Source organism: Nocardiopsis flavescens, from assembly GCF_900141985.1.
GTDB lineage: Bacteria > Actinomycetota > Actinomycetes > Streptosporangiales > Streptosporangiaceae > Nocardiopsis > Nocardiopsis flavescens.
In genome coordinates this window covers 85,867-111,256 of record NZ_FQZK01000014.1, presented here as the reverse complement: position 1 = coordinate 111,256, position 25,390 = coordinate 85,867, and the positions used below count along the sequence as shown (strand labels likewise).

Below are 25,390 nucleotides of genomic sequence, written 5' to 3'. Positions count from 1 at the left end.
GGGTGTTCGGCACCTCGGCGCGGGTGGCGTGCCCCGGACGGCACCCGGGGCAGGTCGGCGTGCGGTCCGGGGCCTTCGGGGATCTCCGGGGCGCGCGGTTCCGGTGTTCGCTGTCTCAGCGCGGGTGGCGTGCCTCGGCCAGCACCCGGGCCAGGTCGGCGAGCAGTTCGGGGATCTCCGGGGCCGAGCGCGCCGCGGCGTCCCAGGCCCGGCCCGCCTGCTCCAGGCCGTCCGCCACGGTCGGTTCCCCGGAGCCCTCCCGGCGCAGGCGGGCGTCCCGCCTGCGGAAGGAGACGCGGGTCGCCCACAGGGCGGCGGCCACGAACGGCTTGTACAGCCCCCGGCCGCGCACGTCCAGGACGGCCTCCACCGACCAGCGCCCCGACGGGGCGGGCACGGGGGTCACCCACCCCTCCACCCGGGCGATGGCGTGCGTGGCGCTCAGGTGCACGGGCGGGACCGGGCCGTTGCGCAGCGCCGCGTACCAGGCGTCCAGGTCCAGGTGCAGGGCGCCCGAGGCCGAGCGCAGCCGGGCGCCCCGCCCGGGCAGCCGGACCTCCAGGGTGCAGTCCAGGGTCCCGGCCGCCCCGTCGTGGGACGCCGAGCCCCAGGTCACCGGGGCCTCGCCGGTCCCGGCGGTGTCGGGCAGCGCGTACTCCACGGAGGCCCGCCCCCACGGGTCCCACGAGGTGACGGTGACACCGGTGCTGCTCCACCCCCCGGACCCGTCCCGGCCGGCGCCGGCGGGGACCCCCTCGGGGGAGAGCTCGGTGACCAGGTAATGGGCGTGCTCCCGCAGGTGCCCGCCGCTCCGGAGCCGCAGCCCCAGCCGCGACGCCAGGATCTCCAGCGACTCCCGCCGCTCCGGGCCGGGGGACCCCTCGCGCAGCTCCGCGGCGGCGGACTCGCGCTGGGCCAGCCGCTCCTCCCGCGCCTTCACGTCGACCAGCCCCAGCTCCCCGGCGCGCGCGACGAGCGGTGCGAGGGCCTCCTCGTCGGGTGTCAGCAGCCGGCCCTGGTCGTCGAACCGGCACGCCGCGGCCACCTCGTACAGCCCCGCGACGATCCGGTCGACGGTCTCGCGGTCGGCGGGGGAGAGGTCGAACGTGTGGCTCAGGCGGGTCACGGCGTCTCCGGGGACTCGGTGCAACAGCGCGGCGCCCACCAGCGTACGGCGTCCCCGTCGGAGGCGGTCGGCACAATGGGCCCATGAGCGTCTACGTGGTGTTGCTGCGGGGGATCAACGTCGGACGGCACAACCGGATCGCCATGGGCGACCTGCGCGCCCTGCTCGGCGACCTGGGGTACCGGGACGCCGCCACCCACCTCCAGAGCGGCAACGCGGTGGTCACCTCGGGCGAGGAGGGGCCGGAAGCGGTCGCCGCCGCGGTCTCGGCGGGGCTGCGCGAGCGGTTCGGCCTGGAGGTGCCGGTGGTGGTGCGCACCGCCGCGGGGTTCGCCGCCGCGGTGGAGGCCAACCCGCTGGAGGTCGCCGACCCGTCCCGGTTCCTCGTCCTGTTCTGCTCCGGGACCCTGGACACCGCGGCGCTGGTCGGCCTGGACCCCGCGGCGTACCCGCGGGAGCGGCTCGCGGTGACCGCGACCGAGGCCTACACCGTCCACGAGGAGGGGCTGCGCCTCGCCCGGCTGCCCGACGTGGTGGCCCGGCACGCCGACGGAGCGGTCACCGGCCGCAACTGGCGAACGGTGCTGCGGATCGCGGAGATGACACGCCGCTGAAGCCCTTGCCGAGATGTTTGTCCGAGAGAAAACATCTGTCCGAGAGAAGTCCACGGCGCGATCTTCGAAGGGACGGTGGTGCCGGTGCCCAGACGATGGACCGTGATCCTGCGCGACCAGGCCGACACGGCGCGCCCGATCCGCCCCGAGGACTGCCACGGGCTGCTCAACCGCTGGTGGCCCCATCCCCCCGAAGAGCACGCGATGGCCAAGCGGTGGGCGATGAACGGTTGGCCCGCCCCGCTGGGCGACCGGCTGTACCACTGGACGCTGACCTGGCTGGACGACGCCGTCCCCCCGCCCTCGGACCCCGAGGAGGCGGTGGGCCGGGTGCAGAGGATCGGCGACCACCTCCTCGAACCCCTCTCGGTGACCCGCACCTTCGACCGCGACTACGGCGAGCTGCTCTCCGGGCCGCAGGCGCCGGTGCGCTCCGCCGAGCTGCACAGCCGCACCCCCGTGGTGACCGCCACCCGGGACGCGTCCGGTGAGCGGATCCCGCACGTGTGGCCGGGGCCGCGCCGGATCTTCGGGGCCGTGCACCGCTCCGGCGGCGGGATCGTCGGCGGCAGCGGGGCGGTGGGCGCGGTCGCCCGGTTCGCCCCGCCGGCGCTGTCCGGTCCGTGGCTGGAGACGGCTTTCGAGGGGCTGGACCTGGTGCGCCGGCTCCCGGTCCCGGGCGGTGAGGTGCGCCTGGCCGAGCACCACCAGGCCGAGGGGCGCACGGTCCTGGGCTGGCAGGGCGCCCTGCGCCTGGAGCTGACCGGCGGCGACCGCAGGCACGCCGACGCCTTCACCGCCCTGCTGGAACTGGTGGAGCTGACCGGGGTCGGCAAGTACACCGCCCAGGGATTCGGCTCGGTCCTGGTGGACACCGTGACGCGGGACGCGGCGACCGCCGCGTCCGTGGCCCGCAGGATCCGCCGCACCCCGCACCGGCTGCCCGTGCGCACCGGTCCCGAACCCGCCGACGCACCGGCTCCGGCCGCCGAACTGGAGGATTTCGGGGGGCTGCTCTTCGACTGACCCAGGGACCGGCGGCCCTCCCGGCCGAGGACGGCGGACGGGAGGAGTCGCCAGGGGCGGCGCGCCCCCACCCCGTGGACGGGGGTGGGGGCCGTCGTCGTCCGTGCCCGTGCGCGCGCACGGAAAGCACCGGGTGCGGGGGAGGGGAGGCCGACCGGAACGGCGGACCGCGGGCGCGCGGGGTTCGGAGGCGCGGGGCGGTCGTCGCCGTGCGGGACCCGGCGGGGTGGGGCCGGGGTCCGGGCGGAACGGCTCCGGTCGGGGCGTTCCGCGAAGGGGCTCGGCGGACGGCGGCGCCGCCGGGTCAGCAGGAGCGGCGGTCCGCGGCCTGCGCGCGCAGGGAGGCGGACAGCCCGCGCAGGTGCGGGACCAGGTCCTGCGGGGTGATCGGTGCGGGCGCCGGCGGCACCGCGGGGGGGCTCGGCGCGGGTTCGTGCGGGGCTAGTGTCTCGGATGTACGAGGTGTCACCGGGGAACCTCCGTCCCGTGGGCGGTTGGTGCATGGAACTCTCTCGGACAGTCGCGGAGGGTGACCGCGCGGCCCCGCGGCGGCCGGTGGCCGGTTCGGGCCAACCCCGCACCCGGGGATGTCCCCGCCCGCTCCGACTGGTAAGGGTTGTTGCCCGTGGCCGTCGGTGTGGCCCCACCGTCCGAGAGTGATGGACGGGTCCCGCCCCGGCGGGTCCACGCCCTGCCCCCGCCCCGGCCCGCCACGAGGAGCCCCGACACGGTGACCCCCGACCCCGCACAGCACCGCTCCGCCGTCGGCGCGCCCGCCGAGCCCCCGGCGCGCGGCGTGCTGGTCGGCGTGGACCTGCGCGGCATCCAGGCCTACGTCTACAGCGGGCGGCGGATCCTGGACGCGGTGGGCCGGGCCGCGCTGGTGGCCGAGCTCACCGACACCTCCGACCCGGTGCGGGGGATCGCCGGCCTGGTCCCCGACGACTGCACGGTGCTGCGCGACGCGGGCGGCGCGCTCACCGTCGTCCTGCCCGACGCCGCGGCGGCCCGGCGCTTCACCGCCCGCTACACCCGGGTGCTGCGCGAGCGCGCGGGCGACCTCACCCCCGTGGTGGCGCACGTCCCCTACGGCGGCCCGGAACCCGGCGGGGACCCGGGGGGCGCGCAGGGTCTGGACGAGGCCCTGGCCCTGCTGCCGGACCGGCTGCGGCGCGCCCGCGGGCACATGTCCGCCCTGCACGACCCCGCCCACGGGTACGGGATCACCGCGGTGTGCGCGGTGGGCGGCGGCCCCGCCGAGGTGCTCGACCCCAGCCGCGCCCAGGACGACCGGCCCGGGGTGCCCGAGCGCGTCAGCGCCGACGTGGCGCGGGCCCGGGGGATCGGCCGCCGCTGGCACCGGGCGCACAGCGCCGCCTGGGCGGCCGGAGCGGCCACCGCTACCGGGGCGCCGCGCCTGGCGCTGCCGATGGAGGTGGACCGGCTCGGCCGGGAGCCGGGCGGGGTCAGCCGCATCGCGGTGGTGCACATGGACGTCAACGGGCTCGGCGCGGTCCTGGGCGAGTACCGCGAGCGCGCGGGCGACCCGGCGGTCCCCGGCTCCGGGGCGCTGGCCCAGCGGCGGCTGTCGCAGCGCATCCAGGACCTCACCGGGGCGCTGGCACGGGTGCTGGTGCGGTCGGTGGCGGCCACGGTGCGCGCGGACCCGGGCCGGGACCCGGTCATCCCGGGCGGCGCGCGCTCCATCTCCCTGGACCACGAGCGGTCCGGGCCGGTCCGCCTCCCGGTGCGGCCCATCGTGGTGGCCGGTGACGACCTGACCGTCCTGTGCGACGCCCGGCTCGCCCTGCCGCTGGTCCGGTACGCGCTGGAGTGGCTGGACGCGGACCCGGAGGGGGTCGGCGACCCCGCCGACCCGCGCACCGCACTGCACCGCGCGCTGGCCGACGCGCACGGCGACCGGCCGGGCGGCGGCCGGACCGCCGCGGGCGGCGACGGCCGGCCGCACACCACGTTCGTGCCCACGGTGGGGGTGGGTGTCGCCGTGCAGCCGGTGGGCGCGCCGCTGTCCCTGGGGCACGAGCTGTGCGAGGCGATGTGCCGCACGGCCAAGCGGCACCGGGTGGCGGCGATCGAGGGCGGCGCGCCCGACGGGCACGTGGTGGCGTGGACGACGCGTGTGGACGGGGTGGACCGGGTGCTCTCGCGGTGGGAGGCGGCCCGGCGCGGCCCGGTCCCGCGCACCGGCCTGCCGCTGACCGGCACCGGTTTCACCCGCTTCCTGGACCGGTACCTGGACCCCGGGGCGCCGGGGAGCCTGACCGCCGAGGGCGACTTCCGGCGGCGGGGCTGGCTGATCTCGTCCCTGGTGCCGCTGCTGGAGTCGGGCGCCGACCCCGCCCCCGAGATCGCCCGGCGCGCACGGGTCACCGGGGCCCCGGTGGACCTGCCGCGGGAGTGGACGCCCGCGGGCCTGCTCGACGCCGTGGAGATGATGGACCTGTACCTGGACCCGGGGCTGGCGCGCGCTCTGGACCCCCGCCTCTCCGCCGCCCGCGGCGGCCCCGGGGGCGGTCCCCGGTGAGCGCGCCGGACCGCGTCGTCGTGCGGCTGGCCTCGCCCGCGCTGTTCGTGGGGGCCAGCGCCGACGGGACCGGCGCCGACACCGACGTGGTCACCGACGACCACGGGCTGCCCTACCTGCCGCGCCACCGGCTGGCGGCGCGGCTGCGGGCCGGGGCGCAGCGCTCCCTGGCGGTCTCGCCCGGCCTGGAGGGCGCGGTGGGCGAGGTGTTCGGCCGCGGGCGCTCGCACGGCCGCGACCGCATGCTGCGGGTGGGGCACGCCGTCGCCGGGGACACGGTGCGCACGGCGGTCGCCCGGGCGCTGGCGGGCCGGTCGGAGCCCGCGCGGGCGGTGCTGAGGCGCGCGGTCACCGACGCCTACACCGTGCTGGAGACGGGGATCGAGGTGGGCGCGCACGGGGCCGCCGAGCCGGGGCGGCTGCGCACCCACCGGGTGCTGCTGCCCGGCCTGGTCCTGACGTCCGCGCTGACCTGGGCGCAGGAGCCCGCCCCCGAGCACTGGAGGCTGCTGGCCCGGGCCTGCCTGGCCACCACCGGCATCGGCCTCAAGGGCACGCGGGGCCGGGGCCGGGTCGACGTGCGCCTGGCCGCGGGGCCCGGGGAGGACCCGGACGCGCTCACCCTGCGGCTGGCCGCCCCGCCCGCGCGGGTGCGGACGTGAGCGGGGTGAGCGGCTACCTGCCGCTGCGCTACGTCCTGGCGGACACCCTGGTGGTGCGCACCTCCTTCGACCCCCTGCGGATCGACTCCGAGCACGTCATCGGCGGCCGGGCCCAGCGCGGGATGCTCGCCGCGGTGCTGCGCCGGGCCGGGCTGGAGCGGGAGGAGCGCGCGTGGGTCGCCGACGGCGGCCGGGTCCGGTTCGCCGCCGCCCACCCGCGGCTGGAGCCGGGTGCCGACCCCGACCTGCCGGGCCTGGACCGCGCCCGGACGGCCTACCCGCCGCCCGCCTACCTGTACACCCTCGGCAAGAACAGCGAGACGATGGCGGACGTGTTCGCCGACCCCGACCCGTCCGTGCCCTACCGGGCGGTCCGCGACCCCGTCACCCTCGACCGCTCCCTGCGGGCGCGCGTGCGTACCACGACCGAGCGCTACCTGGGGCGGGCGCGCACCGGCGACCCCGGCCGGGGGGTGCCGTTCTTCACCACGGCCCTGGACTCCGGGCAGGTCTTCGAGGCGCGCTGGCAGCTGCTGGCCGACGACGCCGCCGGACTGGAGGAGCTGGCCGGACGGATCGCGCAGGTGCTGGACTCCGCGCGGGGGGCGCTGACCCTGGGCTCGGGCGGCACCCGGGCTCACGGCGGGGTGCGCGTGGCGCCGGTCGCGCCCGACGCCCCGGTGGCGGCGGACCGGGCCGACCCGGCGGGACGGCGCTCCTGGGCGGCCGGGGAGCCCGTCGACGTGCTGCTGCTGTCCCCGGCCCTGGTGGTGGGCGAATACGGCGCCTACGCCCCCGCGGCCCTGGTCGGCGAGGTCCTGGCGCTGGTGGGACGGCACCTGCCGGGGGCCGGCGTCCGGGTGGCCGCCTCCCACGTGGAGTCGACCGTGGTCGGCTCCTACCACCGCGGCTACCACGGGCCGATGGCCCAGCGCCGGGCGGCAGCCCCGGGCGCGGTGGTGAGGCTGGTGCTGGACCGCGACCTGTCCGCGGCCACGGCCCGCGCGATGGAGGCCGAGCCGCTGGGCGACCGCGCCGTGGACGGCCACGGACAGTTCGTGCTGCTGGACCCGCCCCCGCCCGGCCCGCTGCCGCCCGCGCCCGAGACCGCGCCCCTGGTGGGACGGCCCCCCGGGGCCGTGGTCCTGCCCGACGGCGGCACCGTTCCCGAGTACGGCCCCCTGGATTGGGAGGACCCCGGTCTGGCCGCCCTGTACGACGAACTGCTGTGGAACGCCGCGGCCGGCCCGGTCCGCGACCACGCCCGGATGCTGGCCCGCCGGTCGGCCCGCCGCCTGGAGCCCCTCACCCCCAGCCTGGTGGGGCGGCTGCGGGAGGCGATCACCCACCCGCACCAGGACGCGGACGCCGCCCTGGACGCGCTGGCCGGAGTCGTCGCCGGGGAGCGCGCCGGCGGCGGGGCGCCCAAGACCCTGCACGACCGCGCCGTGCGGGCGCTGACCCGGGCCCGGGTCGTGCCGCACGGCAGCCCCCCGGTCCCGGTGCGCGACTGGCTGTCGGGAGTCGGCGGGGGAGGGGTCGCGGCCGCGTGGTGGGAGGCCAACCGGCCCCGGCCCGCGCACAGCCCCGCCTACTCCTCGGCGATCGCCGCCGTGGACCTGTCCCTGCCCCACGGGCTGGTGCCGCGCGGGGACCCGGCCGGGCTCTCGGAGCGGGCCCGCGCCTGGGAGCGCCGCACGGCAGCCCGGCTGTGCCTGGCACTGGTGTCCTCCTGGCTGACCGAGACGGCCCGGGTGCTGCGCGCCCGCGACACGGCCCACACCCGGGGAGGCCGCCGGTGAACGCCGCCGCACCCGGGGTGCTGTGGGAGGTGGCGGGCCGCTGGTGCCTGCTCTCCGACACCCATGTCGGCGCCGCCCTGGCGGTGCCCCGCCACGCCGCCCAGAGCGATGTCGACCTGCACCTGGACCGGGACCCGCGCACCGGGGAGCCCCGGCTGCGCGCCACCACCCTGGCGGGGCTGCTCCGCCACGCCCTGGCCGGGCGGACGGGCGACCCCGGCCGGGTCGGCGAGCTGTTCGGGGCGGCGGAGGAGGACGGGGCGGTGCCGCGGGCCAGCGCGCTGGAGGCCGACGACGCGTTCGCCCGCCTCCCGGAGGGCGCCGGGGTGGCGGTGCGCACCGGGACCCGCGTGGACCCCGCGGCGGGGACGGTGCGCCCCGGCCTGCTGTGGCAGTGGGAGGTGCTCCCGGCGGGCACGGTGTTCGTCGTCCACCTGCGGCTGCGGGTGCCCGCCCCCGCCGACGAGGCCCGGCTGCTGACCCTGCTGGCGCTGGCCGCGGAGGGGATCGGCGGTGCGGGCGTACGGCTGGGCGGGCGCACCGGCCGCGGGCACGGTGCGGTGCGCGCCACCCACTGGGCCGCGCGCCGCCTGGACCTGGGGGACGAGCACGACTGGTTCGCCCACCACGGGGTGTCCTGGTCGGAGCGGTGGAGCGCCGCGGAGGAGGCCCTGTCCGACGCCCCCGCCGACCTGGCGCGGGCCCTGGGCCGGGAGCTGCGCGCCGCGGGCCGGACCGGGACCGCCGCCCACGTGGCGGCGCGGACGGCCGCGCCCGACCGCCGCCGGCGCGCCGAACTGCGCCTGACCCTGGCGGTGGCCGAGCGCGAGGACCCCCTGTCGGGCCCGCCGGGCGGGCTGCGGCCCGGACTGCTGTCCGTCGGCGACACCCCCGCCGGCGACCGGCTCGGCGAGGTGGACCGCGCCCACCGGTCGCGCCCGGTGGTCGACGACCCCGACAAGGGCGTGGTGCGCATCGCGCCCGTGCTCGGCGACGCCGCACTGTTCGCCCTGGTCAAGCGGATCGCCGCCCGGACGCTGCGCGACGCCGCCCCGGACCCGGGCGCCCCCGGGCCGCGGCTGCGCGACTGGTTCGCCCACTGGTGGGGGGCCGACACCCCGGCGCGGTCCGCCGTGCCCCGCCCGTCCCGGGTGCGGCTGCGCGAGGTCCCGGTGATCGCCGGCGGGGCCATGGTCACCGCCACCCGGATGACCGTGGACGCCCTGTTCGGGGACGCGGTGGACGGCCGCCTGTTCACCGACGACCTCCAATGCGGCGGGACCGCCGAGGCGGTGTTCGACATCGAGGACCCCGACGACGCCGTCCGCGGCCTGTGCGCGCTCGTCGTCCGCGACCTGGCGACGGTGCCCTTCGACACGCTGGGGGCCGGGTCGGGGGTGGGGCACGGGCGGGTCAGCGCCGTCCGCGCGGAGCTGGTGTCCTACGGGGAGGGGCCGCCGCACCGGGTCGACCTGGTCGCCGCGGTGTTCTCCCCCGGCGGGCCGGACGCCGCCGCCGTCCGGGGGTGGCTGCGGTCCCTGCCGCCCCTGCTCTCCGGCGGTGCCGGGGAGCCGGGGGACGGTACGCGCCCAGGTGAAGGAGGAGGAGTGTGACCGAGGTGCCCGCGCCTGTCGGGGTGGCCGTGCGACGGCTGGACGCCGCGGAGGTCGACGCGGTCTTCGAGGACGTCTTCGTGCGCGGCGTCCGCTGCCGCCTGCTCGACACCGGACCGCCGGGCCCGCCCGGCGACCCGGCCGCCCCGCAGTGGCTGCTGGCCGAACTGGGCGACGGCCGCCTCACCGGCGCCTGCCCGCGGGAGCGCTGGTACCGCTCGGACGGGCCCGGCACCGCCGACCTGTCGGCACGGCCGCCGGTCGCCCCCGCCGACCGGGCACGTGTGCTGGAGGTCCTGGTGTTCGCCGCCCACGCCCAGGTCCGGATCGGCGAGGGCGCCCGGTCGGGGTGGATCAGCGCCGACGCCCCCGGTGAGGCGCCGCCCTGGCTGCGCCCCCGCGACCGCTCCTTCCTGCTCCAGGGCTGGACCGGCCCCGGGCACGGCCGCTCCCCGGGCGAGGGGGTGCCGCTGACCGTCACCGCCGAGCCCTCCGGGGCGCGGGCCGTCCTGCCGGTGGTCTGGGCCGACTTCTCCGCGCGGGTCCGCCGCACCCGCGGGGGAGGCGCCGTCGCCGAGGGCGCGGGCAGCTGGCTCACGGTGCGGGAGTACTGGGCGCAGGACCCCGGCACCGGGACCGTGGGGGTGGCCTTCCACCGCCTGACCGGCATCGCCACCGGGCCCAAGCCCACCGGTCCGGTGTTCGACCCGGGAACCGGCGACGAGCCGGCCGGGGGGACGACGTGGTGAACCCCCGCGACGTGGCCTCCCGGCTGGGCGGCACGGCCCGCCCCCGCCCCGCCGGGCGCGGTCCGTCCGGACACGCCACCGCGCCCTACGGCGCGGTGCGTATGGCGGCCGAACCCATGCCCGCCGCCGACCTCCACGGCGGACACGACACCGGGGACCTGCTGCGCAGCCACGACCGCACCGTGCGCGGCACCCACTCGGGGTGGATCGACCTGGCGCTGACGACCCTCACCCCCGCCTTCGTCGGCCGGACCCCCGACCGGGGCCGGGTCAACCGGTCCCTGCGGCTGCCGCACGGGGAGACCCCGCTGCCGGTCCTGCCGGGGTCCGGGCTGCGCGGCCTGGCCCGCAACACCCTGCGCATGCTCACCAGCGGGGAGACCGGGCCGGTCAACACCCCCATGCTCTTCTTCCGCGCCCCGGTGCGCATCGACCCCGCCTCCGCGGAGAGCGCCCTGTCCCCGCGGGCCCGGTCGGTGATGGCGCTGAGCCACTCCCAGTACCGCAGGCGGCGCGCGGGGGCGCGCACCCGGCAGGGCTTCCTGTTCCACGAGCGGTCCCGGAACCGCTGGTACATCACCGAGGTCCCGGCCGCCCGGCCCGGCGGCGAGCGCGGCCAGGCCCTGAAGGTGCCGTTCTCGGTGCTGCGGGACAGCCTGAAGCGGTGGGACTTCGGGGTCGACGACTTCCCCGACACACCCCGCGGCACCGTGTACGTGCCCACCTCCCACGAGCAGCACGGCCGGCTCCAGTACCGCTGGGTGTACGCCGTGCGCCTGCCGGGGGAGCGCCGGGTGTCCGCGGTGGCGCCGACCGGGGAGGAGGCCCGAGCCCACCTGGCCGACCACCGGTTCGACGCCCGCGACCTGGGCCGGGGCGGGGTCGTCCCGGCCCTGGTGGTGCTCACGGGCGCCGCTGCGGGGGAGCGCCGCAACGCCTACCTGTTCCCGCGCCCGACGGACCTGCGGACCGGGCGGCTGCGCGTCCCCGACGCCCTGGTGGAGATGTTCGAGTCGGCCGAGCAGATCACCGGGTACCAGCGCGCCGCGTTCCCGGACGGACTCGGCACCGGAGAGGGCGACCCCGAGCGCGAGCGGGTCGGCGGGTCCGGGGGCGGCGGGCTGCCCAGGCGGGGCCTGGAACCCGTCTGGTTCGACGTGGACTCCCAGGGCGGGGTGGTCTCCTTCGGCCGCTCGGGCGGATACCGGATCGCGGTCAGCGACGAGGACCCGGTGCGCCGGGCCGTGCCGGAGGCCCTGCTGAGCCCCCAGCACGGGGACGCCGACCGGAGGGAGCGGGCGGGGCGCCCGGTGGACGTGTGCCGGGCCCTGTTCGGCGACGTGGACACCTTCGCGGGCGAGGCGCCCGCCTCCAAGGGGCGGGTGTTCTTCGGCAACGCCGTGTGCACCGACCCCGACCCGGACTACCCCGACGGTGCGGCGCTGCGGGTGCGGCTGCTCTCCCCCCAGCGCGGCTGCTTCGCCAACTACCTGGTCCAGGGGCCGGACGCGGCCGGGGGCGGGCGCCCGGACATCATCACCTGGGCGCACGAGGGCCAGGTGCGGCTCAACGGCTACAAGGTCTACCTGCACCGCCACCGGGACGACCTGGGGACGCCGGTGCGCTACGACGCCCGGGCCCGGGAGGACCTGGACCTGGAGGTGCTGGAGGCGGGCGGGGGCCACGGGCCGCCCCGCGACACCCGCCGCGACATCGTCCCGCTCCGCGACGGACTGGTGTTCCGGTCGCGCATCACGTTCACCAACCTCACCGACGGGGAGCTCGGCGCCTTGATGCGGGCCCTGCTGCTGGACAACCCGGTGGACGGCGGCGGCGCGGGCGACCCGGAATACGCGCACAAGATCGGCATGGGCAAGTCCCTGGGCATGGGCAGCGTGCACCTGCGACCGGAGCTGTACTTGGTGGACCGGCGGGCCCGGGCGCTGTCGCCGGATCCGGCGGCCGGGGTGGAGCGCGCTGGCCCCGACCGGGTGCTGGGGTTCCTGGAGGCGTTCGACGGCGCGCTGACGGCGCGCCGGGTCTCCGGGAGCGGCGACCCGTCCCGGTGGCGGGAGGCGGACCAGGCGGTGGACGTGCTGCTGGCCGCGCGCTGGCGCGGCCGGCTGCCCTGGGAGGACACGGCGGTGATGCCGCTGCGCGCGTTCGCCGAGTACCCGATCCTGCCCCCGCTGGTCGAGCGCTACGCGGAGGCCGCCCGGGTCACCCGGTGATGACCTCGGTCAGCGCGTCGATGAGGTCGGCCCGGCGCTCCGGGTCGTCCTGGGCGTCCGCCCAGAGGGCGGGCACGCCGTGCCCCTCCTCCAGGATCGCGCACAGCAGGGCCTCCAGGGTGCCCTGGGGGTCGGCCTCCAGGGCGGTCCGCTGCTCCTGTGCGCGGGCGGACAGCTCCAGGGCGGTCCGCTCCAGCCACATCTTCTCCTCCTCGCTGAGCACCTCCCGGCGCTCGGTGTCGTCCGCGGCCGGTTCGGCGGGGGTGTCCGGGACGGGGGCGTAGGGGGCGCTGCGGGCCCGGCCCCGGGCCTGCTGCACCAGGGCGAAGTGGGAGGGCATGTCCACCGCCATGCGTCCCAGGACCCCGGTCAGCCTGCGGGCGACGTCCTCGCCGCTCAGGGCCGGCAGCAGGCGGCGCAGCACCAGGCGGCGCCGCTGGTCGGGGGTGCGCCCGGGGTCGGCGTCGCGGCCGGAGGCGAGTTCGGCGAGCTTGCGCAGCAGGTAGTCGCCGGTGGCCGCGGAGACCATCGGGGCCTCCCTGCGCCCGCCCAGGCCGCGGCCGTGCAGGTCGGCGACGGGGACCGCGCTGCCGTCCTCGGTGAAGGAGACGGCCTCGCCCGGGGAGATGTCCTCGGGCAGGTCCGCGGCGGGGTTGCCCCAGCCCGCGGTGAGCACGAGCATGGCCAGCGCCTCCTGCTCGACCACGTCGGTGGCCACGCGGGCGACGTCGCGGCGCTGGGCCCAGCGCCGGGGGCGCTCGGAGAACGCGCAGCGCACCCGCCCGTCGGCGGTCGGCTGGGGGTACACGTGGCGCAGGTTCTTGTAGGAGCGGTCCCGGCGGACGTCGTCCAGGGCGTCGCGGAGCCGGTGCGCGGCGGTCCGGTCGACCGCCTGCCCGACGGGCGCGGCGCGGCCCATGCGCACGGCGATGACGCCGTCCGGGTCGCCGCCGTGTTCCGGGCACGGGCAGTGCTCGGCGCACAGGTCGACGTAGTCGCCGAACTGCTCGGAGTGGCCCGAGCACCCCTGTGCGGTTCCGTCCGCGGAGCAGGGCCCGCACCCCAGGACGCGCGTGAACACGCGTAGGAAGGTGGCGGAGCCGAACAGCTCCCAGGCGGAGCAGTGGTGCGTGCTCACGAACTCTTCTCCCCGGGTGTTCCGGGGCCGGGTCGCTTCCCCAGCCCTCCGGAGAAGCGTGTGCGAGTACGTGAGTCCTGCGGTGGCACTCCCGCGTCAACGGGAGACCGTATTACAAAATATGACCGACGTGCCTGAACTGTCAATTCTCGGACCTGGTCCTGAAGGCCTCTAAATGACTAGAGAAGCCAACTAATCGGACAAGAGAAACAATGACCACTGAGGTCACAGGGAAAAGCGGCGGGCGGTCGGCGGCACGTCGCTCCCGCCGCCGGGCCGCCGCTGTCCGAGAGACTGCGATGAGACCCCGGAACGGGGGCGGTCGCGGCCGCGGGGGACGCGCCGTGCGAGAGGAACGGAGGTCGCCGGATGCCGGTGGTCAACCTGACGCCGCATGTGGTGACAGTCGTGGACGACGAGGCCAAGGTCATCCGCACCTGGCCCGGCGCCGACGACCCCGCCAGGGTCGAGGCCGTGCGGGTCCACGTGGGGCACCTGGACGACTCCACCTGCCCCGGCCCGGTGCCGCTGATCGCCGAGCGGCGCACCAGGGCCAACCTTCCCGAGCCCGAGCCGGGGGTATGGCTCATCGTCTCCTCCGTGGTCGGGTTCGCCCACCCCGAGCGCGACGACCTGCTGATCCCCTCCGACCTGGTCCGGGACAACAGGGGCGTGGTCACCGCCTGCCGCTCCTTCGTGGTCAGCGGCCGGCGTCCGCGCAAACCGCCGGCGAGGAAAGGGGTCGCCCGGGTCGGCGCAACGACGAATCGGGCGTGAAAGGGGAAGTAGCACCTTTCACCACGGGATAGCGTTGTCCCTCACGAAACGAACAACGCCCCCGTGTGGAAAAGGACGCCGTGGACACTCCCCGCGTCGCCGTCGTACTGGTCGGCCGCAACCCCACCCCGGCCCTGCTGTCCTCGCTCACCCTGCCGGCCGATCGCGTCGTCCTGCTGTGCAGCGACGGCACCCGGACCCCGGCCGAACGCGTGGCCGCCGCCCTGGCCCGGCTCGCCCCCGACCGCGCGGTGAGCGTGGAGGGGGTGGGGCCCGACCCGCACGACCCGGCCGGGGTCGCCGCCGCCCTCGAACGCGTCCACCGCGCCCACGGCACCGCGCCCCGCCACCTCGACTACACCGGCGGCACCAAGGTGATGAGCGTGGCCGCCGCCCTGTACCTCGGCGCCCCCGCCCCCGGGCAGGCGGCGCCCCGGTTCCACTACCTCGACCCCGCCACCGACCTGCTGCGCTCCGCCGACCCCGCCGAACCGCCGCTGCCGCTCGCCGACGCCGGGATCGACCTGGGCGTGCTCGCCGGGATCCACGGCGCCCGCTGGCTCTCCGACCGGGAGCCCGCCACCGTGCGCGCGGCCCTGCGCGGCGGGGCGCGGGGACTGCGCGAGGCCTTCCCCGGCCTGCACCCCACCGAGGTCCGCGGGGTCGTCAACGAGGCCGACGTGCTGCGCCACCTGCGGCACATCACCCGGGGACGGGACGGCGTCGAGGTGCTGGGACCGCGCCGGGTCGCCGACCCGCGCCACCCCGCCGACTCCATCGCCGACTTCGACGCCCTGGTCCGCTTCCGCCACCGGGTCCTGTGCGTGGAGGTCAAGAGCGGCCCGGAGGAGGTGGTGGCCCGGGCCGGGTGGACCGTCGCCAAGGCCCGGCGGGTGTTCGGCAACGTCGCCAAGGTCCTGTTCGTGCACACCGGGCCCGCGGTGCCCGGGCTGCGCGAGCGCGTCGCCGCCCACAACCCCGCCCTGAACTCCTCCCAGGTGCAGGTGTGGAGCCTGGACGACCTGCGCGCCCGGCTGTCCGACGGGGAGGCCCTGCACAGGGCGTTCTTCCCCGGCGGGGCGGTCCCGGCCCGCCCCGCGTCCGCCGCGCCCCCGGCGGACCGGCCCGCCCAGGCGCCCGCCCCGGTCTGCGCCGTGACCGCGGCCCCGGCGGCACCCATCCTGGTCACCGCGCTGGGCAGCAGCCGCCTGGGCCTGCTGTCGGCCGTGCACGCCCACCGGCCCGAACGGGCGCTGCTGCTCTCCTCCCACCAGGGGATGCGCGCGGGCGTGCGCGAGGCGGCCGCCCGCGCCCTGTACGCCGCCGAGCACCCCGGCGCCCCCCTGCCCGACGCCGAAGGGCTGCGCGCCTGCGGGTACCGCGACCGCATCCGGTTCGCCGCCGACCCCGTGGACGGGTTCGGGGCCGGGGCGGTGGCCGACGCCGCGCACGACTGGATCGGGAGGATGCGCGAGGAGGACCCCGGCCGGCCGGTGGTCGTGGACGTCACCACGGGGACCAAGGCCATGAGCCTGGGCCTGGCCCTGGCCGCCCGCCGCTCGGGGGCGTGCGTGGCCTGCCAGGTGGTCCGCGACCGCAGGGTGGTGTGCCTGACCCACGGCGGGGCCGCCGTCCAGGACCGCGCCGTCGTGGCCTGGTCCCTGGTCCTGGACGGCTACGCACCGCTGGTCGGGCCGCTGGCCGACGCCGTGTGCGAACAGGGCTCCGCCCAGGTGGACGTGCCCCTGGTGGCCGCCGCCGCCGAGCACATGGTCCGCGCGGCCGGCGGACCCGTCGGGGTGTGGGTGGACGGGTCCCTGGCCGACCCGGCGACCGCGGACACGGCGCGCGAGCGCCCGGCCGTGGTGCTCACCTTCGACGACCGCGCCCTGGGCCTGGCCGCGCCCTCCTGGAGCAGGACCGTCCGGTCCGGGGCGGTCCGCAAGGTGAGCCGGGGGGCCTGGGCGCAGAGCGTCTCGGCGGCCACCGGACACCTCAACCTGCGCTGCGACGTGGCGGGCAAGGTGATGGCGCTGACCCGGCCGGGCGGGGACGTGGGGCGCGCCGCCGAGCTGGTCGCCTGGATCACCCAGGAGGAGCCGGACGGGTCCGGGGGCGGGGCGGACGGCGCCGCGGGCTGGGGCTTCGGCGACCCGCAGCGGCCGGTGCTGGTGGTCGCCGACCCCGGGGCGCCGCCCGCCGTGTGGGACACCGACGTCAGCACCCTCTGAGGCCCGGTCCGCCGTCTTCCGCGTACCGGTCCCCGCCGGGTCGACGGCGGGTGCCCGCGGATCGGGCGGGACCGGTTCCGGCCGTGTCGTCCCCGGTCACGGCGCCGTCGACCGGGGAGGATGGGAGGGGACCGCCCGAGACGCGGGCGGGGGACGGAGCCCTGGCGTTGGTGCGGTCGGTGCGCGCTCGATCGGCGGCGGTGGCGTCGCTCCTCCTGCTCACCTCCTGCGTGGCGCCCCCCGGCGCGGAGCCCGCCGCCGAACGGGTCCCCGAGCGCTACGCCGGACAGGAGATCGCCTGGTCCGACTGCCCCCACCGGGAGGAGCCCCTGGAGTGCGGGACCGTCACCGTGCCGCTCGACCACGACCGCCCCGGCGGCGCCCCCCTCGACCTCGCCGTCATCCGGCTGCCCTCCGAGGGGCCGCCGCAGGAGCTGGTCGGCACCCTGGTGGTCAACCCCGGCGGGCCCGGCGTCCCCGGGACCGGCATGTTCCACGGCACCGCGTTCTCCCCCCGTGTACGGACCGCCTTCGACCTGGTGTCCTTCGACCCGCGCGGCGTCGGCCCCGGCGGCGCGCTGTCCTGCGGCGACCGCTACGCCCTGGAGGACGCCCGCCAGGACATCGCCGACACCCACCCCCGCCACCTGGACGCGGTCGACCTGCAACCCCTGGACGACGCCGCCCGCAGGTACGCGCGCTCGTGCACCGAGACCGCCGGAGAGGACGTCCTGGCCGAGATCGGGACCGTCAACGTCGTGCGCGACCTGGACATCATCCGCGACGCGCTGGGGGAGGAGGCCCTGAACTACGTGGGCTACTCCTACGGCGCGCACATCGGCGCCCTGTACGCGGACCGCTACCCCGCACGCACCCGCGCCATGGTCCTGGACGCCGCGGTGGACACCGACTCCTCCACCGTCGAGACGGCGCTGGACCAGACCGCCGCGTTCCAGGGGGCCTGGGAGCGGTTCGCCGCCCACTGCGCCGCGACCGTCGAGGACTGCCCCTTCACCCCCGGGGCCGACCCCGACACGGTGGCCGACGGGCTCTTCGAGAAGCTGGACCGCGACCCGGCCTCCGCGGACGGCATCCCCGTCGACGGGCGGCTGCTGCTGCTCATGGCCACCACCGCCCTGTACCGGGAGGAGGCCTGGGACCCGCTGGCCGACGCGTTCGCCGCGCTGACCCGGGAGAAGCCCGACGAGCCGGGCGGGGAGCTGCTGGCGCTGTACGAGGAGCTGTTCGGCGGCCTGGGCGGGCAGGAGGCGGAGCCCGGACCCGGCGGCGACCACGGCGACCCCAGGGCCGCCTACACCGCCGTCACCTGCGCCGACCACGCCTCGCCGACCGGCGTCACCGAGTACCGGGACGCCGCCGCCGAGGCGGCGGACCTGTCCCCGCTGTTCGGAGCGGACACCGTCTGGGAGCACCTGCCCTGCGCCCACTGGCAGCGCGCCGAGCGCCCGCCCACCGGGTTCACCGCCCCCCACGCCCCACCGCTGGTCGTGGTCGGCGCGGTGGGGGACCCGGCCACCCCCTACGCCTGGTCGCGGGAGCTGGCCGACCGGCTGGAGAGCGCCGTCCTGGTCACCTACGAGGGCGGCGGGCACACCCTGTACGGGTCGGGGCGGGTGCCGTGCGTGGAGGAGGCGGTGGACGCCTACCTCATCGGCGGCCGGCCGCCGCAGGACGGGCTGAGCTGCCCCGAGTCGTGAGCGCCCGGGACGGCGGGGCCCCGGCTCACGGAGGCGGCGGCGTCACCCCGGACGGCCCGGCGCGGGTGCCCCGGGCGAACGGCGGGGGTCACCCCGCCGACGGGGCGCCCGCGGGCACCTCCCGGACCGGGACGCCCGCCCGGTAGCGGCCGGGGGAGAGGCCGAACTCGCGCTTGAAGGCGTTGGCGAACGCGAACTGCGACGAGTAGCCGACCCGGGCGGCGACGGCGGAGATGGGGGCGTCGTCCTCCTGGAGCATCCGCCCCGCCGCGGTCAGCCGCCACCAGGTCACGTACGCCAACGGCGACAGCCCCACCAGCGCGGTGAACCGCTTGGCGAACGCCGCCCGCGAGAGGCCGGCCCGCTCGCCCAGCCCGGCCACCGTCCAGGGGTGCGCCGGGTCCCGGTGCACGGCCTGCACGGCCGCGTACACGGCGGGATCGCGCATCACGCCCAACCAGCCCCGGGAGGCCGCGTGCCGGTTCTCCTCGATGAACGCGCGCAGGATGTACACCAGCAGCATCTCCAGCAGCGACGGCACGACCGCGTCCCCGCCGGGGCGGGGCCGGGCCAGCTCCGAGCCCAGCAGCTCCACCGCCGCGCCCAGCTCCGTGCGGGCGCCCACCCGGGCCGGCAGGTGGACCAGCCGGGGAAGCTCCGCCAGCATCGGGTGCGGCCGGGCCGAACACGTGTGGTACGAACCGCCCAGGGTGACGCACGCGGGCTCCCCGTGCTCCGCCCCGCCCGCCGTGCCCGACCCGAAACGCGGCCCGGCGCCCCCGGGCCCGCACACCAGCTCGGTCACCGGGCCCGCCGGTTCCCCGGTCCGGCCGTGGGGGAGGAGGGCGCACAGGTCCTCGACGGGGGACCCCGTCGACTCCGAGACCACGTGCCCCTGGCCGTTGGGCAGGAACGCGATGTCGCCGACCCCCAGGTGCAGCGGCGGCTCGCCCTCCACGGTCAGCACGCAGGAGCCCTGGAGGACCACCTGGAAGCCCACCCCGGAGACCTCGGGGAAGCGCATGCCCCAGGGCGAGTGCCAGGCGACCCGGGCCGCGTTGGGGCGTCCGGTCCGTACGGTGCCGATCACGTCGCTGAGCACGTCCATGTCGCCATCGTATCCCCGGTGCCCTGATTCGTGGACGATGGAGTATCGGAACGAGCTTTTCAGGTATGGGAAGTCTCGCCGCCGGTTCCTAGTGTTGGGCTCGAACCCCGAACACGAAGGAGTCCCGCCATGACAGCCGCACCCGCCGTCGCCCCGACCCGTACCTCCTGGATCCCCCGCCTGGCGGCCGTCGCCGCCGTGGCCGCGGCCAACGCCCTGGTGGCCCTGGTCGCGCCCCTGCTGGGCGCGGACCTGGTGGTCGCCCCGCCGGGCCAGGACCCGGCGACGGTCTCCGTCGGCGCCTTCGCGGTGTTCAGCGCGGGCTTCGCGCTCCTGGGGTGGGGCGTGCTGGCCCTGGGCGAGCGCCTGCTGGGGCGCCGGGGGCTGGTGATCTGGACGGTGGCGGCGGTCCTGATCACGCTGCTGATGGTCGTGCCGCCGCTGTCCGCGGGAGGCACGGTCGCCACCACCGTCGTGCTGGAGCTGACCCACCTGGTGGTCGCGGCCGTGGTGATCCCGGTCTTCTGGAAGTCCTCCAAGGCCGCCTGACCCGTCGGCCTTCTCCGGCTCACCGCCACCGCACGGGGGCACCCCGGCGCGACCGGTACCGGTCACCACCGCCCGGTCCCCCGGGCACCCGCGCCGACGAACGCGCCGGGCCTCCCCCGAGAGAGGCCCGGCTTTCGCGCATGCCCCCGCACACCGGCCGCCGCGGCCCGCGACCGGGCGCGTACACTCAGGGCATGGCCGGTACTCACGCGCGTGGACGGGGTTCTCTCCGAGCCTTCCCGCGCCCGGCCACCCGGGCCCCCTCGACCGCCACGGCGACCTCCGCCGTGCCCGAGGCGCCCCGCACCGGCCTCAGGGCACTCCACGGCCACGGCTAGCGACCTTCCTCCCGCGACGGGTCCCAGCTCCTGACGGCCCCCGCCTCCGTGCCACCCGCGCCCAGCGCGGCCCGGTACACCACCGCGCACACGACGCGCCGTCCCGGTCCGGGACCGGCGCCCGGCCCCGCTCGGGTCCCGCCACCGCAGTACCGCTCCACTTCTCCGCCGGCCCTCGGCACCCCGACGGCCGCGCCACCGGTGCCCCCGTTCGCACGGGCGGCACCACGCTCGAAGGGAACCCCTCGTGAAGCTGAGCGAGCTGCTCGAAGGCCACGACCACCAGGTCCTGCGCGGTGACACCGGCGTCCTGGTCACCGCCGGGCCGCGCCTGGACTCCGACCAGGCCGCCCCGGGCTCGCTGTTCGTCTCCGTGCCCGGCCACGAGGGGGGCGGGTCCGACGGCGTCGCCCCCGCCCTCGCCCGGGGCGCAGTGGCCGTCGTGGTCGAGGCGGGACCGACCGGCCTCCCGCCCGCCTCCGAGCACCCCGGCGTCTGCGTGGTCCGAGTGGCCGACGCCCGCACCGCGGCGGCGGTCGTCTCCGCGCGCTACTACGGGAACCCGGGCCGCGGGATGGACGTGGTCGCGGTCACCGGCACCAACGGCAAGACCTCGGTGTCGTCCATGTACGAATCACTGCTGCGCATAGCCAAGGGCGCCAGGGTGGGGGTGATCGGCACCTCCGGGAGCCGCACCGGCGGCGATCCCATCCCGATGCCCCGGTCGGTGCTGAGCACCCCGGAGTCCCCCGACCTCCAGTACCTCCTGGGACGGATGAGGGACCGCGGCACCGTCAGCGTCGTGATGGAGGCCACCTCGATGGGGCTGCTGCATCACCGTGTGGACGGCTCCTTCGTGGACGTCGGGATCTTCACCAACCTCACTCAGGACCACCTGGACGACCACGGCACCATGGAGAACTACCGCGACGCCAAACTCCGGCTGTTCCAGGGCATGTGCCGCCACGCCGTGGTCAACGCCGACGACCCGGTCGGTGCGTCGATCCCCGCCATGATGCCCGGCGCGGTGACCACCTACGGCATCGACGCGGAGGCCGACTACCGGGCGACCGACCTCACCGTCGACGCCTCGGGGACGCGTTTCGTCCTGCACCACTGGGGCCGCAAGTACCCGGCCGCGATCCCCGTCCCGGGCCGGTTCTCGGTGTCCAACGCCCTCGCCGCCGTGGCCGCCTGCCACAGCTTCGGCCACGAACTGGGCGCGCTCGTGGACGCCCTGGAGCGGATTCCGCAGATCCCGGGCCGGTTCGAGCACTTCGACGCCCCGCGCGGCGTCTCCGTGATCGTCGACTACGCCCATTCGCCGGACTCGCTGGACAAGGTCCTCGACACGATCCGCGGCTTCGCGCCCGAGCGGGTGCTCACCGTCTTCGGCTGCGGCGGGGACCGCGACACCACCAAGCGCGCGTGGATGGGGAGGATCGCGGGCACCTACTCCGACCTGTGCTTCCTGACCTCCGACAACCCGCGCGGCGAGGACCCCGAGGCGATCATGGACCAGGTCGCCCCCGGCATCGCGGGGACCGGCACCCCCTTCGAGCGGATCGGAGACCGCCGCGAGGCCATCGCGGCGGCGCTCGCCGCGGCATGCCCGGGCGACGTCCTGTTGCTCGCGGGCAAGGGCAGCGAGGCGTACCAGATCATCGGCGACGCGCTGCTCCCCTTCGACGACATGGCGACCGTCCGGGAGCTCTCCCGGGCCTGAGACCGGCCGGTTCGGGCGCCCCGACCGGACCGGGCCGCCCGATCGGCTGATGTTCCGCCGGACGTGTCGACGCACCCTTCCCCGTCACCCGCGACCCGTCCGGCGACGCCCCACCTCCCCCTCCGGCGCCGAGGGCGAGTCCGGCTCCGGCCCCACGGCCTTCTCACGGTCGTCGTTCGGACCCGGCGACCGGAACGCGAGGCGGCCTCGCCGGGTGACCCGCCGGGAACGCGGGCGGGGGCGCCCGCGTCCTCCCGCCCCAGGCCGCCCACTCCCGGCCCGGGCGCCACCGGGGCCGCCCGGACGAAGCGCCGGGCCCCGGACGCGTCGCCGCTCAGTCGGCGCCGTCGGTCGGCTGCTCCCCGCGGACCCGGCGCTCCGCGGCGTCGGCGCGGGCCGAGGCCGCGCGCAGGTGGCGGAGCACGACCAGGGTGCCGACCGCGAACACCGCCGCGCTCACCAGCAGCGGCAGGCGCAGGTCCACCCGGGCCGCCAGCCCGCCGAGCAGCGCCCCCAGCGGGACCACACCGAACCCCAGCATCCGGCGCACGCTCATCACCCGTCCCAACAGCCCCGATGGAACGATCTGCTGGACCACGCCGCCCGACAGCACCGCCGACACCGTCGCCGCCCCCGCCAGCGCCGCCCAGGCCAGGGCACCGACCACGGGCGCCCCGGCCGCCGCCGCGACGACCAGAGCGAACACCGCCTGGGAGAGGTAGCCCGCGGTGATCGCGGCGAACCGGCCCGCGCGCGCCGCCAGGCCCGCCGCCAGCAGCGCCCCGGTCAGCGCCCCCACCGCGCCGACCGCCAAGAACACCCCGAACAGCACCTCGGGCATCCCCAGGTGGTCGCGGACCACCAGTACCAGCACCGCCGCCTGCGCCCCCGCGGCCAGGTTCACCACCGCGGAGAACACCACGAGCCCGCGCAGCGCCCGGTCGGTGTACACGAACCGCAGGCCCTCGCCGATGTCGGCGGCCAGCGAGGGCCGGACGGAGGGGGCCGGCACCGCCGGGACGGCCCGCCGGGCCGCGGAGGGCAGCCCCATGAGGATCAGCGCCCCCAGCAGGTAGGCGCCCGAGTTCACGGCCAGCGGCAGCGCCGCCGCCACCACGAACAGCAGCCCCGCCAGAGGCGCCCCCACGAAGTCCTGCGCCGTCTCCTGGGACGCGGTCAGCCGCCCGTTGGCCCGGTCCACCGCGCCCGGCGCCAGCGACGGCAGCATCGCCCGCCCCGCCAGGTCGTACACGATCTCGCAGCACATCACCGTGAACATCACGGCGTAGAGCCACACCACGCCCGCCGAGTCCACCGCCACCAGCACCGCCAGCAGGGCCACCGCCGCCGCGCGCACGACGTTGGCCGCGACCATGGCCCGGGCCCGGTCGAGCCGGTCCACCAGGGCCCCGCCGAGCAGCCCGAACAGCAGCCAGGGCAGGTAGCGGGCGGCCGTCAGCCCCGCCACGGCCAGGGGGTCGTCGGTCAGGGCCACGGCCAGCAGGGGCAGGGCGGTCAGCATCACGCCGTCGGCCAGGTTGCTGGCCAGGGAACCCGCCCAGAAGCGGTGGAAGGCGGGGCTCAGCGGCGGTGTGGAGGAAGCGGAGGGCACGGGTGCGGCTCCTTGCCGGGGGCGGAAGGGCCCTTACCGTACAGCGGACGCGCCCCGCCCGGGAGCGGCTCCCCGCACCCCCGGCGCGGGCCGGCCCCGCCCCCGGACACGCCGGAGGGGGCCGACCGGGGCCGGCCCCCTCCGGGTACTCCCTACAGCTCGGCGGCGGCCGCCTCGTCGAGCCAGAACACCGTTTTGTCGGTGCCGCGCACCGCGGCCACCGGGGCCTCGTGCGGATCGGCTCCGGACAGGCCCAGGCGCACGGCCCCGGCCTTCGACTCGCCCGAGGCCAGCACCCACACCTGGCGGGACGCGTTGAGGGAGGGCAGGGTCAGGGTGACCCGCGTCGGCGGCGGCTTGGGGGAGCCGTGCACCGGGGCCACCGCGGCCTCGTCCTCGTCGATCTGCGGCAGACCCGGGAACAGGGAGGCGACGTGGGCGTCCGGGCCCATGCCCAGCAGGCACACGTCGAAGGCGGGGACCGGGCCCGCCCCCCGCGCCGCCACGGCCAGCTCCCGCGAGTAGCGGGTCGCCGCGTGGGCCGCGTCGTCGCCGTCCATGCCGTCGGAGGCGGGGATCGGGTGCACCTGCGTGGCCGGGATGTCGATCGCGTCGATCAGCGCCGCGCAGGCCTGCGTCTCGTTGCGGTCCGGGTCCTTGTCCGGCAGGAACCGCTCGTCCCCCCACCAGAGGTGGACGTGCGACCAGTTCAGCCCCGACTCCGCGGAGTGGGCCCGCACCGCCTCCAGGACCGCGATACCGACCCCCCCGCCCGTCAGGACCAGGTGGAACGCGCGCTTGTCGGCCTCGGCGCGCACGATCTCGTCGACCAGCCGCAGCGCGACGTCCTCGGCGAGGGCCGCCGCGTCGGCGTGCCGGACGATCTGCGGTGTGCTCATACTGCGCTCCCCGTGGGCAGCGACCCCAGGTGGCGGGTCGCGCCCTCGTAGATCTCGTCGGCGTCCAGGCGGCGCAGCTCCTCGGCCAGGGCCTGTGCGGCGCCGCGCCGGGCCAGGGCCACCGTCTGGTCCGGCTGGCCGAACCGCGACAGGGTGGCGGTGCGGCCGTCGGCGCGGGAGATCGCGATGTCCCCCTCGTCGGTGATCAGCCGCACCTCGGTCAGCCCGGGCCCGTGGGAGACCTCGCGCTCCACGGGCACCTCCAGCCGGTCCGAGAGCCACGCCGCCAGCAGTTCAGCGCTCGGGTAGTGGGACTCGGCCGTCACCCTGGCCGAGGTGACCCACCCGCACGGCTGGTCCATGGCGCTGGCCAGCAGCGAGCGCCACGGGGTCAGCCGCGTCCAGGTCAGGTCCGTGTCACCCGGACTGTAGTGGGACACCCGCTCGACCAGGTCCCGCAGCGGGTCCGGGGCGCGCAAAGCGTCGGTGATCCTTCTTTGGGCCAGCCGCCCGACCGGGTCCTGCGCCGGGTCCATCGGGCCCGCACCCGGCCACCACACGACCACCGGCGCGTCCGGCACCAGCAGCGGGGTGACCACCGAGTCCGGGTGCTCGCCCAGCGGCCCGTACAGCCGCAGCAGCACGGCCTCCCCGGGACCGGAGGTGCCCGGGCGGCGGATCTCGGCGTCGATGGCGGGCTCGGCGTCCGGGTCGCGGCGGATCAGCGCGATCACCCGCGACGGGTGCTCCAGCCCGGCCTCGGTGGCGGCCCGCACCGCGTCGTAGTGGTCGGCCTCGTCGGTGACGATGACCAGGGTGAGCACCATGTTCATCGCGCCGCCGCCGACGCTGAGGCGCTCGGACATGAGCGCCTCGGTGATCTTGGCGGTGGTGGTACGCGGCAGGTAGAGCGTCATCGGTTCCTC

The 25,390-nt window shown here is 77.3% G+C and carries 20 protein-coding genes; 13 read left to right on the top strand and 7 right to left on the bottom strand.

Translation table 11 applies throughout. The annotated features are described in order from the left end of the window. Positions 1–115 precede the first annotated feature (115 nt). Positions 116–1,126 (bottom strand): hypothetical protein, encoded by a 1,011-nt coding sequence (locus BUE45_RS21405; protein WP_073381169.1) that lies wholly within the window; start codon positions 1,124–1,126, stop codon positions 116–118. An 83-nt stretch (positions 1,127–1,209) separates the two neighbouring features. On the opposite strand from BUE45_RS21405, the gene BUE45_RS21400 reads away from it, so the two are divergent. Continuing rightward, a complete protein-coding gene (locus tag BUE45_RS21400) occupies positions 1,210–1,740 on the top strand; it encodes a DUF1697 domain-containing protein (protein WP_073381168.1) in 531 nt (176 codons plus the stop codon). Between the two features lie 75 nt (positions 1,741–1,815). Beyond that, on the top strand, positions 1,816–2,766 hold the full coding sequence (gene cas6, locus BUE45_RS21395; protein WP_245833395.1) for a CRISPR system precrRNA processing endoribonuclease RAMP protein Cas6: 951 nt from the start codon (positions 1,816–1,818) through the stop codon (positions 2,764–2,766). A 304-nt stretch (positions 2,767–3,070) separates the two neighbouring features. Here cas6 and BUE45_RS32645 read toward each other — a convergent pair whose 3' ends face one another. Further along, on the bottom strand, positions 3,071–3,235 hold the full coding sequence (locus BUE45_RS32645; protein ID WP_178378606.1) for a hypothetical protein: 165 nt from the start codon (positions 3,233–3,235) through the stop codon (positions 3,071–3,073). A 261-nt stretch (positions 3,236–3,496) separates the two neighbouring features. On the opposite strand from BUE45_RS32645, the gene BUE45_RS21390 reads away from it, so the two are divergent. Genes BUE45_RS21390 through BUE45_RS21365 form a run of 6 tightly spaced genes read left to right on the top strand, consistent with a single transcriptional unit; the run spans position 3,497 to position 12,368 of the window. Further along, entirely contained in the window at positions 3,497–5,311 is a 1,815-nt protein-coding gene (locus BUE45_RS21390) for a hypothetical protein (RefSeq protein ID WP_073381167.1), read from the top strand. Further along, the gene (locus tag BUE45_RS21385; protein WP_073381166.1) at positions 5,308–5,973 is read left to right on the top strand and encodes a hypothetical protein; all 666 of its coding nucleotides are present in this window, start codon (positions 5,308–5,310) and stop codon (positions 5,971–5,973) included. The genes BUE45_RS21390 and BUE45_RS21385 overlap by 4 nt, the downstream gene beginning before the upstream one ends. Then, positions 5,970–7,775, top strand: coding sequence for a hypothetical protein (locus BUE45_RS21380; RefSeq protein ID WP_073381165.1), 1,806 nt, complete (start codon positions 5,970–5,972; stop codon positions 7,773–7,775). Before BUE45_RS21385 ends, BUE45_RS21380 begins: the two co-directional genes overlap by 4 nt. Beyond that, entirely contained in the window at positions 7,772–9,388 is a 1,617-nt protein-coding gene (locus BUE45_RS21375; protein WP_073381164.1) for an RAMP superfamily CRISPR-associated protein, read from the top strand. Before BUE45_RS21380 ends, BUE45_RS21375 begins: the two co-directional genes overlap by 4 nt. Beyond that, entirely contained in the window at positions 9,385–10,137 is a 753-nt protein-coding gene (locus tag BUE45_RS21370; RefSeq protein ID WP_073381163.1) for a hypothetical protein, read from the top strand. Before BUE45_RS21375 ends, BUE45_RS21370 begins: the two co-directional genes overlap by 4 nt. Next, complete coding sequence (locus tag BUE45_RS21365; RefSeq protein ID WP_143173435.1) at positions 10,134–12,368, top strand: TIGR03986 family type III CRISPR-associated RAMP protein; 2,235 nt, start codon at positions 10,134–10,136, stop codon at positions 12,366–12,368. Before BUE45_RS21370 ends, BUE45_RS21365 begins: the two co-directional genes overlap by 4 nt. On the opposite strand, the gene BUE45_RS21360 is transcribed toward BUE45_RS21365, so the two are convergent. Then, on the bottom strand, positions 12,358–13,506 hold the full coding sequence (locus BUE45_RS21360) for a hypothetical protein (protein ID WP_073381161.1): 1,149 nt from the start codon (positions 13,504–13,506) through the stop codon (positions 12,358–12,360). The two genes, BUE45_RS21365 and BUE45_RS21360, sit on opposite strands and share 11 nt — an antisense overlap. 369 nt (positions 13,507–13,875) lie before the next feature. On the opposite strand from BUE45_RS21360, the gene BUE45_RS21355 reads away from it, so the two are divergent. From BUE45_RS21355 to BUE45_RS21345, 3 genes are all read left to right on the top strand, one after another. After that, the gene (locus BUE45_RS21355) at positions 13,876–14,283 is read left to right on the top strand and encodes a hypothetical protein (RefSeq protein ID WP_073381160.1); all 408 of its coding nucleotides are present in this window, start codon (positions 13,876–13,878) and stop codon (positions 14,281–14,283) included. Between the two features lie 80 nt (positions 14,284–14,363). Further along, complete coding sequence (locus tag BUE45_RS21350) at positions 14,364–16,514, top strand: CRISPR-associated protein (RefSeq protein ID WP_073381219.1); 2,151 nt, start codon at positions 14,364–14,366, stop codon at positions 16,512–16,514. A gap of 179 nt (positions 16,515–16,693) precedes the next feature. Next, positions 16,694–18,232: an alpha/beta hydrolase gene (locus tag BUE45_RS21345; RefSeq protein WP_084737602.1), complete on the top strand. Its 1,539-nt coding sequence runs from the start codon at positions 16,694–16,696 to the stop codon at positions 18,230–18,232. 88 nt (positions 18,233–18,320) lie between these two features. Here the strand turns inward: BUE45_RS21345 and BUE45_RS21340 are convergent, their stop codons facing one another. Beyond that, positions 18,321–19,340 carry an AraC family transcriptional regulator gene (locus BUE45_RS21340; protein ID WP_073381159.1) on the bottom strand — a complete coding sequence of 340 codons (1,020 nt, stop codon included), beginning with the start codon at positions 19,338–19,340 and terminating at the stop codon, positions 18,321–18,323. A 129-nt stretch (positions 19,341–19,469) separates the two neighbouring features. Here BUE45_RS21340 and BUE45_RS21335 point away from each other — a divergent pair, with 129 nt between their 5' ends. Together BUE45_RS21335 and BUE45_RS21330 are read left to right on the top strand one after the other, a co-directional pair. Further along, positions 19,470–19,889, top strand: a complete 420-nt coding sequence (locus BUE45_RS21335; protein WP_073381158.1) for a DUF6069 family protein — start codon at positions 19,470–19,472, stop codon at positions 19,887–19,889. Between the two features lie 585 nt (positions 19,890–20,474). Beyond that, positions 20,475–21,953, top strand: coding sequence for a UDP-N-acetylmuramoyl-L-alanyl-D-glutamate--2,6-diaminopimelate ligase (locus BUE45_RS21330; protein ID WP_073381157.1), 1,479 nt, complete (start codon positions 20,475–20,477; stop codon positions 21,951–21,953). Between the two features lie 334 nt (positions 21,954–22,287). On the opposite strand, the gene BUE45_RS21325 is transcribed toward BUE45_RS21330, so the two are convergent. The 3 genes from BUE45_RS21325 to BUE45_RS21315 all read right to left on the bottom strand — a co-directional run bounded on the left by BUE45_RS21325 (position 22,288) and on the right by BUE45_RS21315 (position 25,381). After that, positions 22,288–23,565 carry an MFS transporter gene (locus BUE45_RS21325; RefSeq protein WP_084737590.1) on the bottom strand — a complete coding sequence of 426 codons (1,278 nt, stop codon included), beginning with the start codon at positions 23,563–23,565 and terminating at the stop codon, positions 22,288–22,290. Between the two features lie 152 nt (positions 23,566–23,717). After that, positions 23,718–24,464: a 6-phosphogluconolactonase gene (gene pgl / locus BUE45_RS21320; RefSeq protein WP_073381156.1), complete on the bottom strand. Its 747-nt coding sequence runs from the start codon at positions 24,462–24,464 to the stop codon at positions 23,718–23,720. After that, positions 24,461–25,381 carry a glucose-6-phosphate dehydrogenase assembly protein OpcA gene (locus tag BUE45_RS21315; protein WP_073381155.1) on the bottom strand — a complete coding sequence of 307 codons (921 nt, stop codon included), beginning with the start codon at positions 25,379–25,381 and terminating at the stop codon, positions 24,461–24,463. Before BUE45_RS21315 ends, pgl begins: the two co-directional genes overlap by 4 nt. Positions 25,382–25,390 lie beyond the last annotated feature (9 nt).

What these genes read in the sequence shown, in the direction of transcription:
- BUE45_RS21400 (WP_073381168.1), top strand. Translation starts at nt 1,210, where the DNA reads ATGAGCGTCTACGTGGTGTTGCTGCGGGGGATCAACGTCGGACGGCAC.
- BUE45_RS21355 (WP_073381160.1), top strand. Translation starts at nt 13,876, where the DNA reads ATGCCGGTGGTCAACCTGACGCCGCATGTGGTGACAGTCGTGGACGAC.
- BUE45_RS21340 (WP_073381159.1), bottom strand. Translation starts at nt 19,340, where the DNA reads ATGGACGTGCTCAGCGACGTGATCGGCACCGTACGGACCGGACGCCCC.
- BUE45_RS21335 (WP_073381158.1), top strand. Translation starts at nt 19,470, where the DNA reads ATGACAGCCGCACCCGCCGTCGCCCCGACCCGTACCTCCTGGATCCCC.
- pgl (WP_073381156.1), bottom strand. Translation starts at nt 24,464, where the DNA reads ATGAGCACACCGCAGATCGTCCGGCACGCCGACGCGGCGGCCCTCGCC.
- BUE45_RS21315 (WP_073381155.1), bottom strand. Translation starts at nt 25,381, where the DNA reads ATGACGCTCTACCTGCCGCGTACCACCACCGCCAAGATCACCGAGGCG.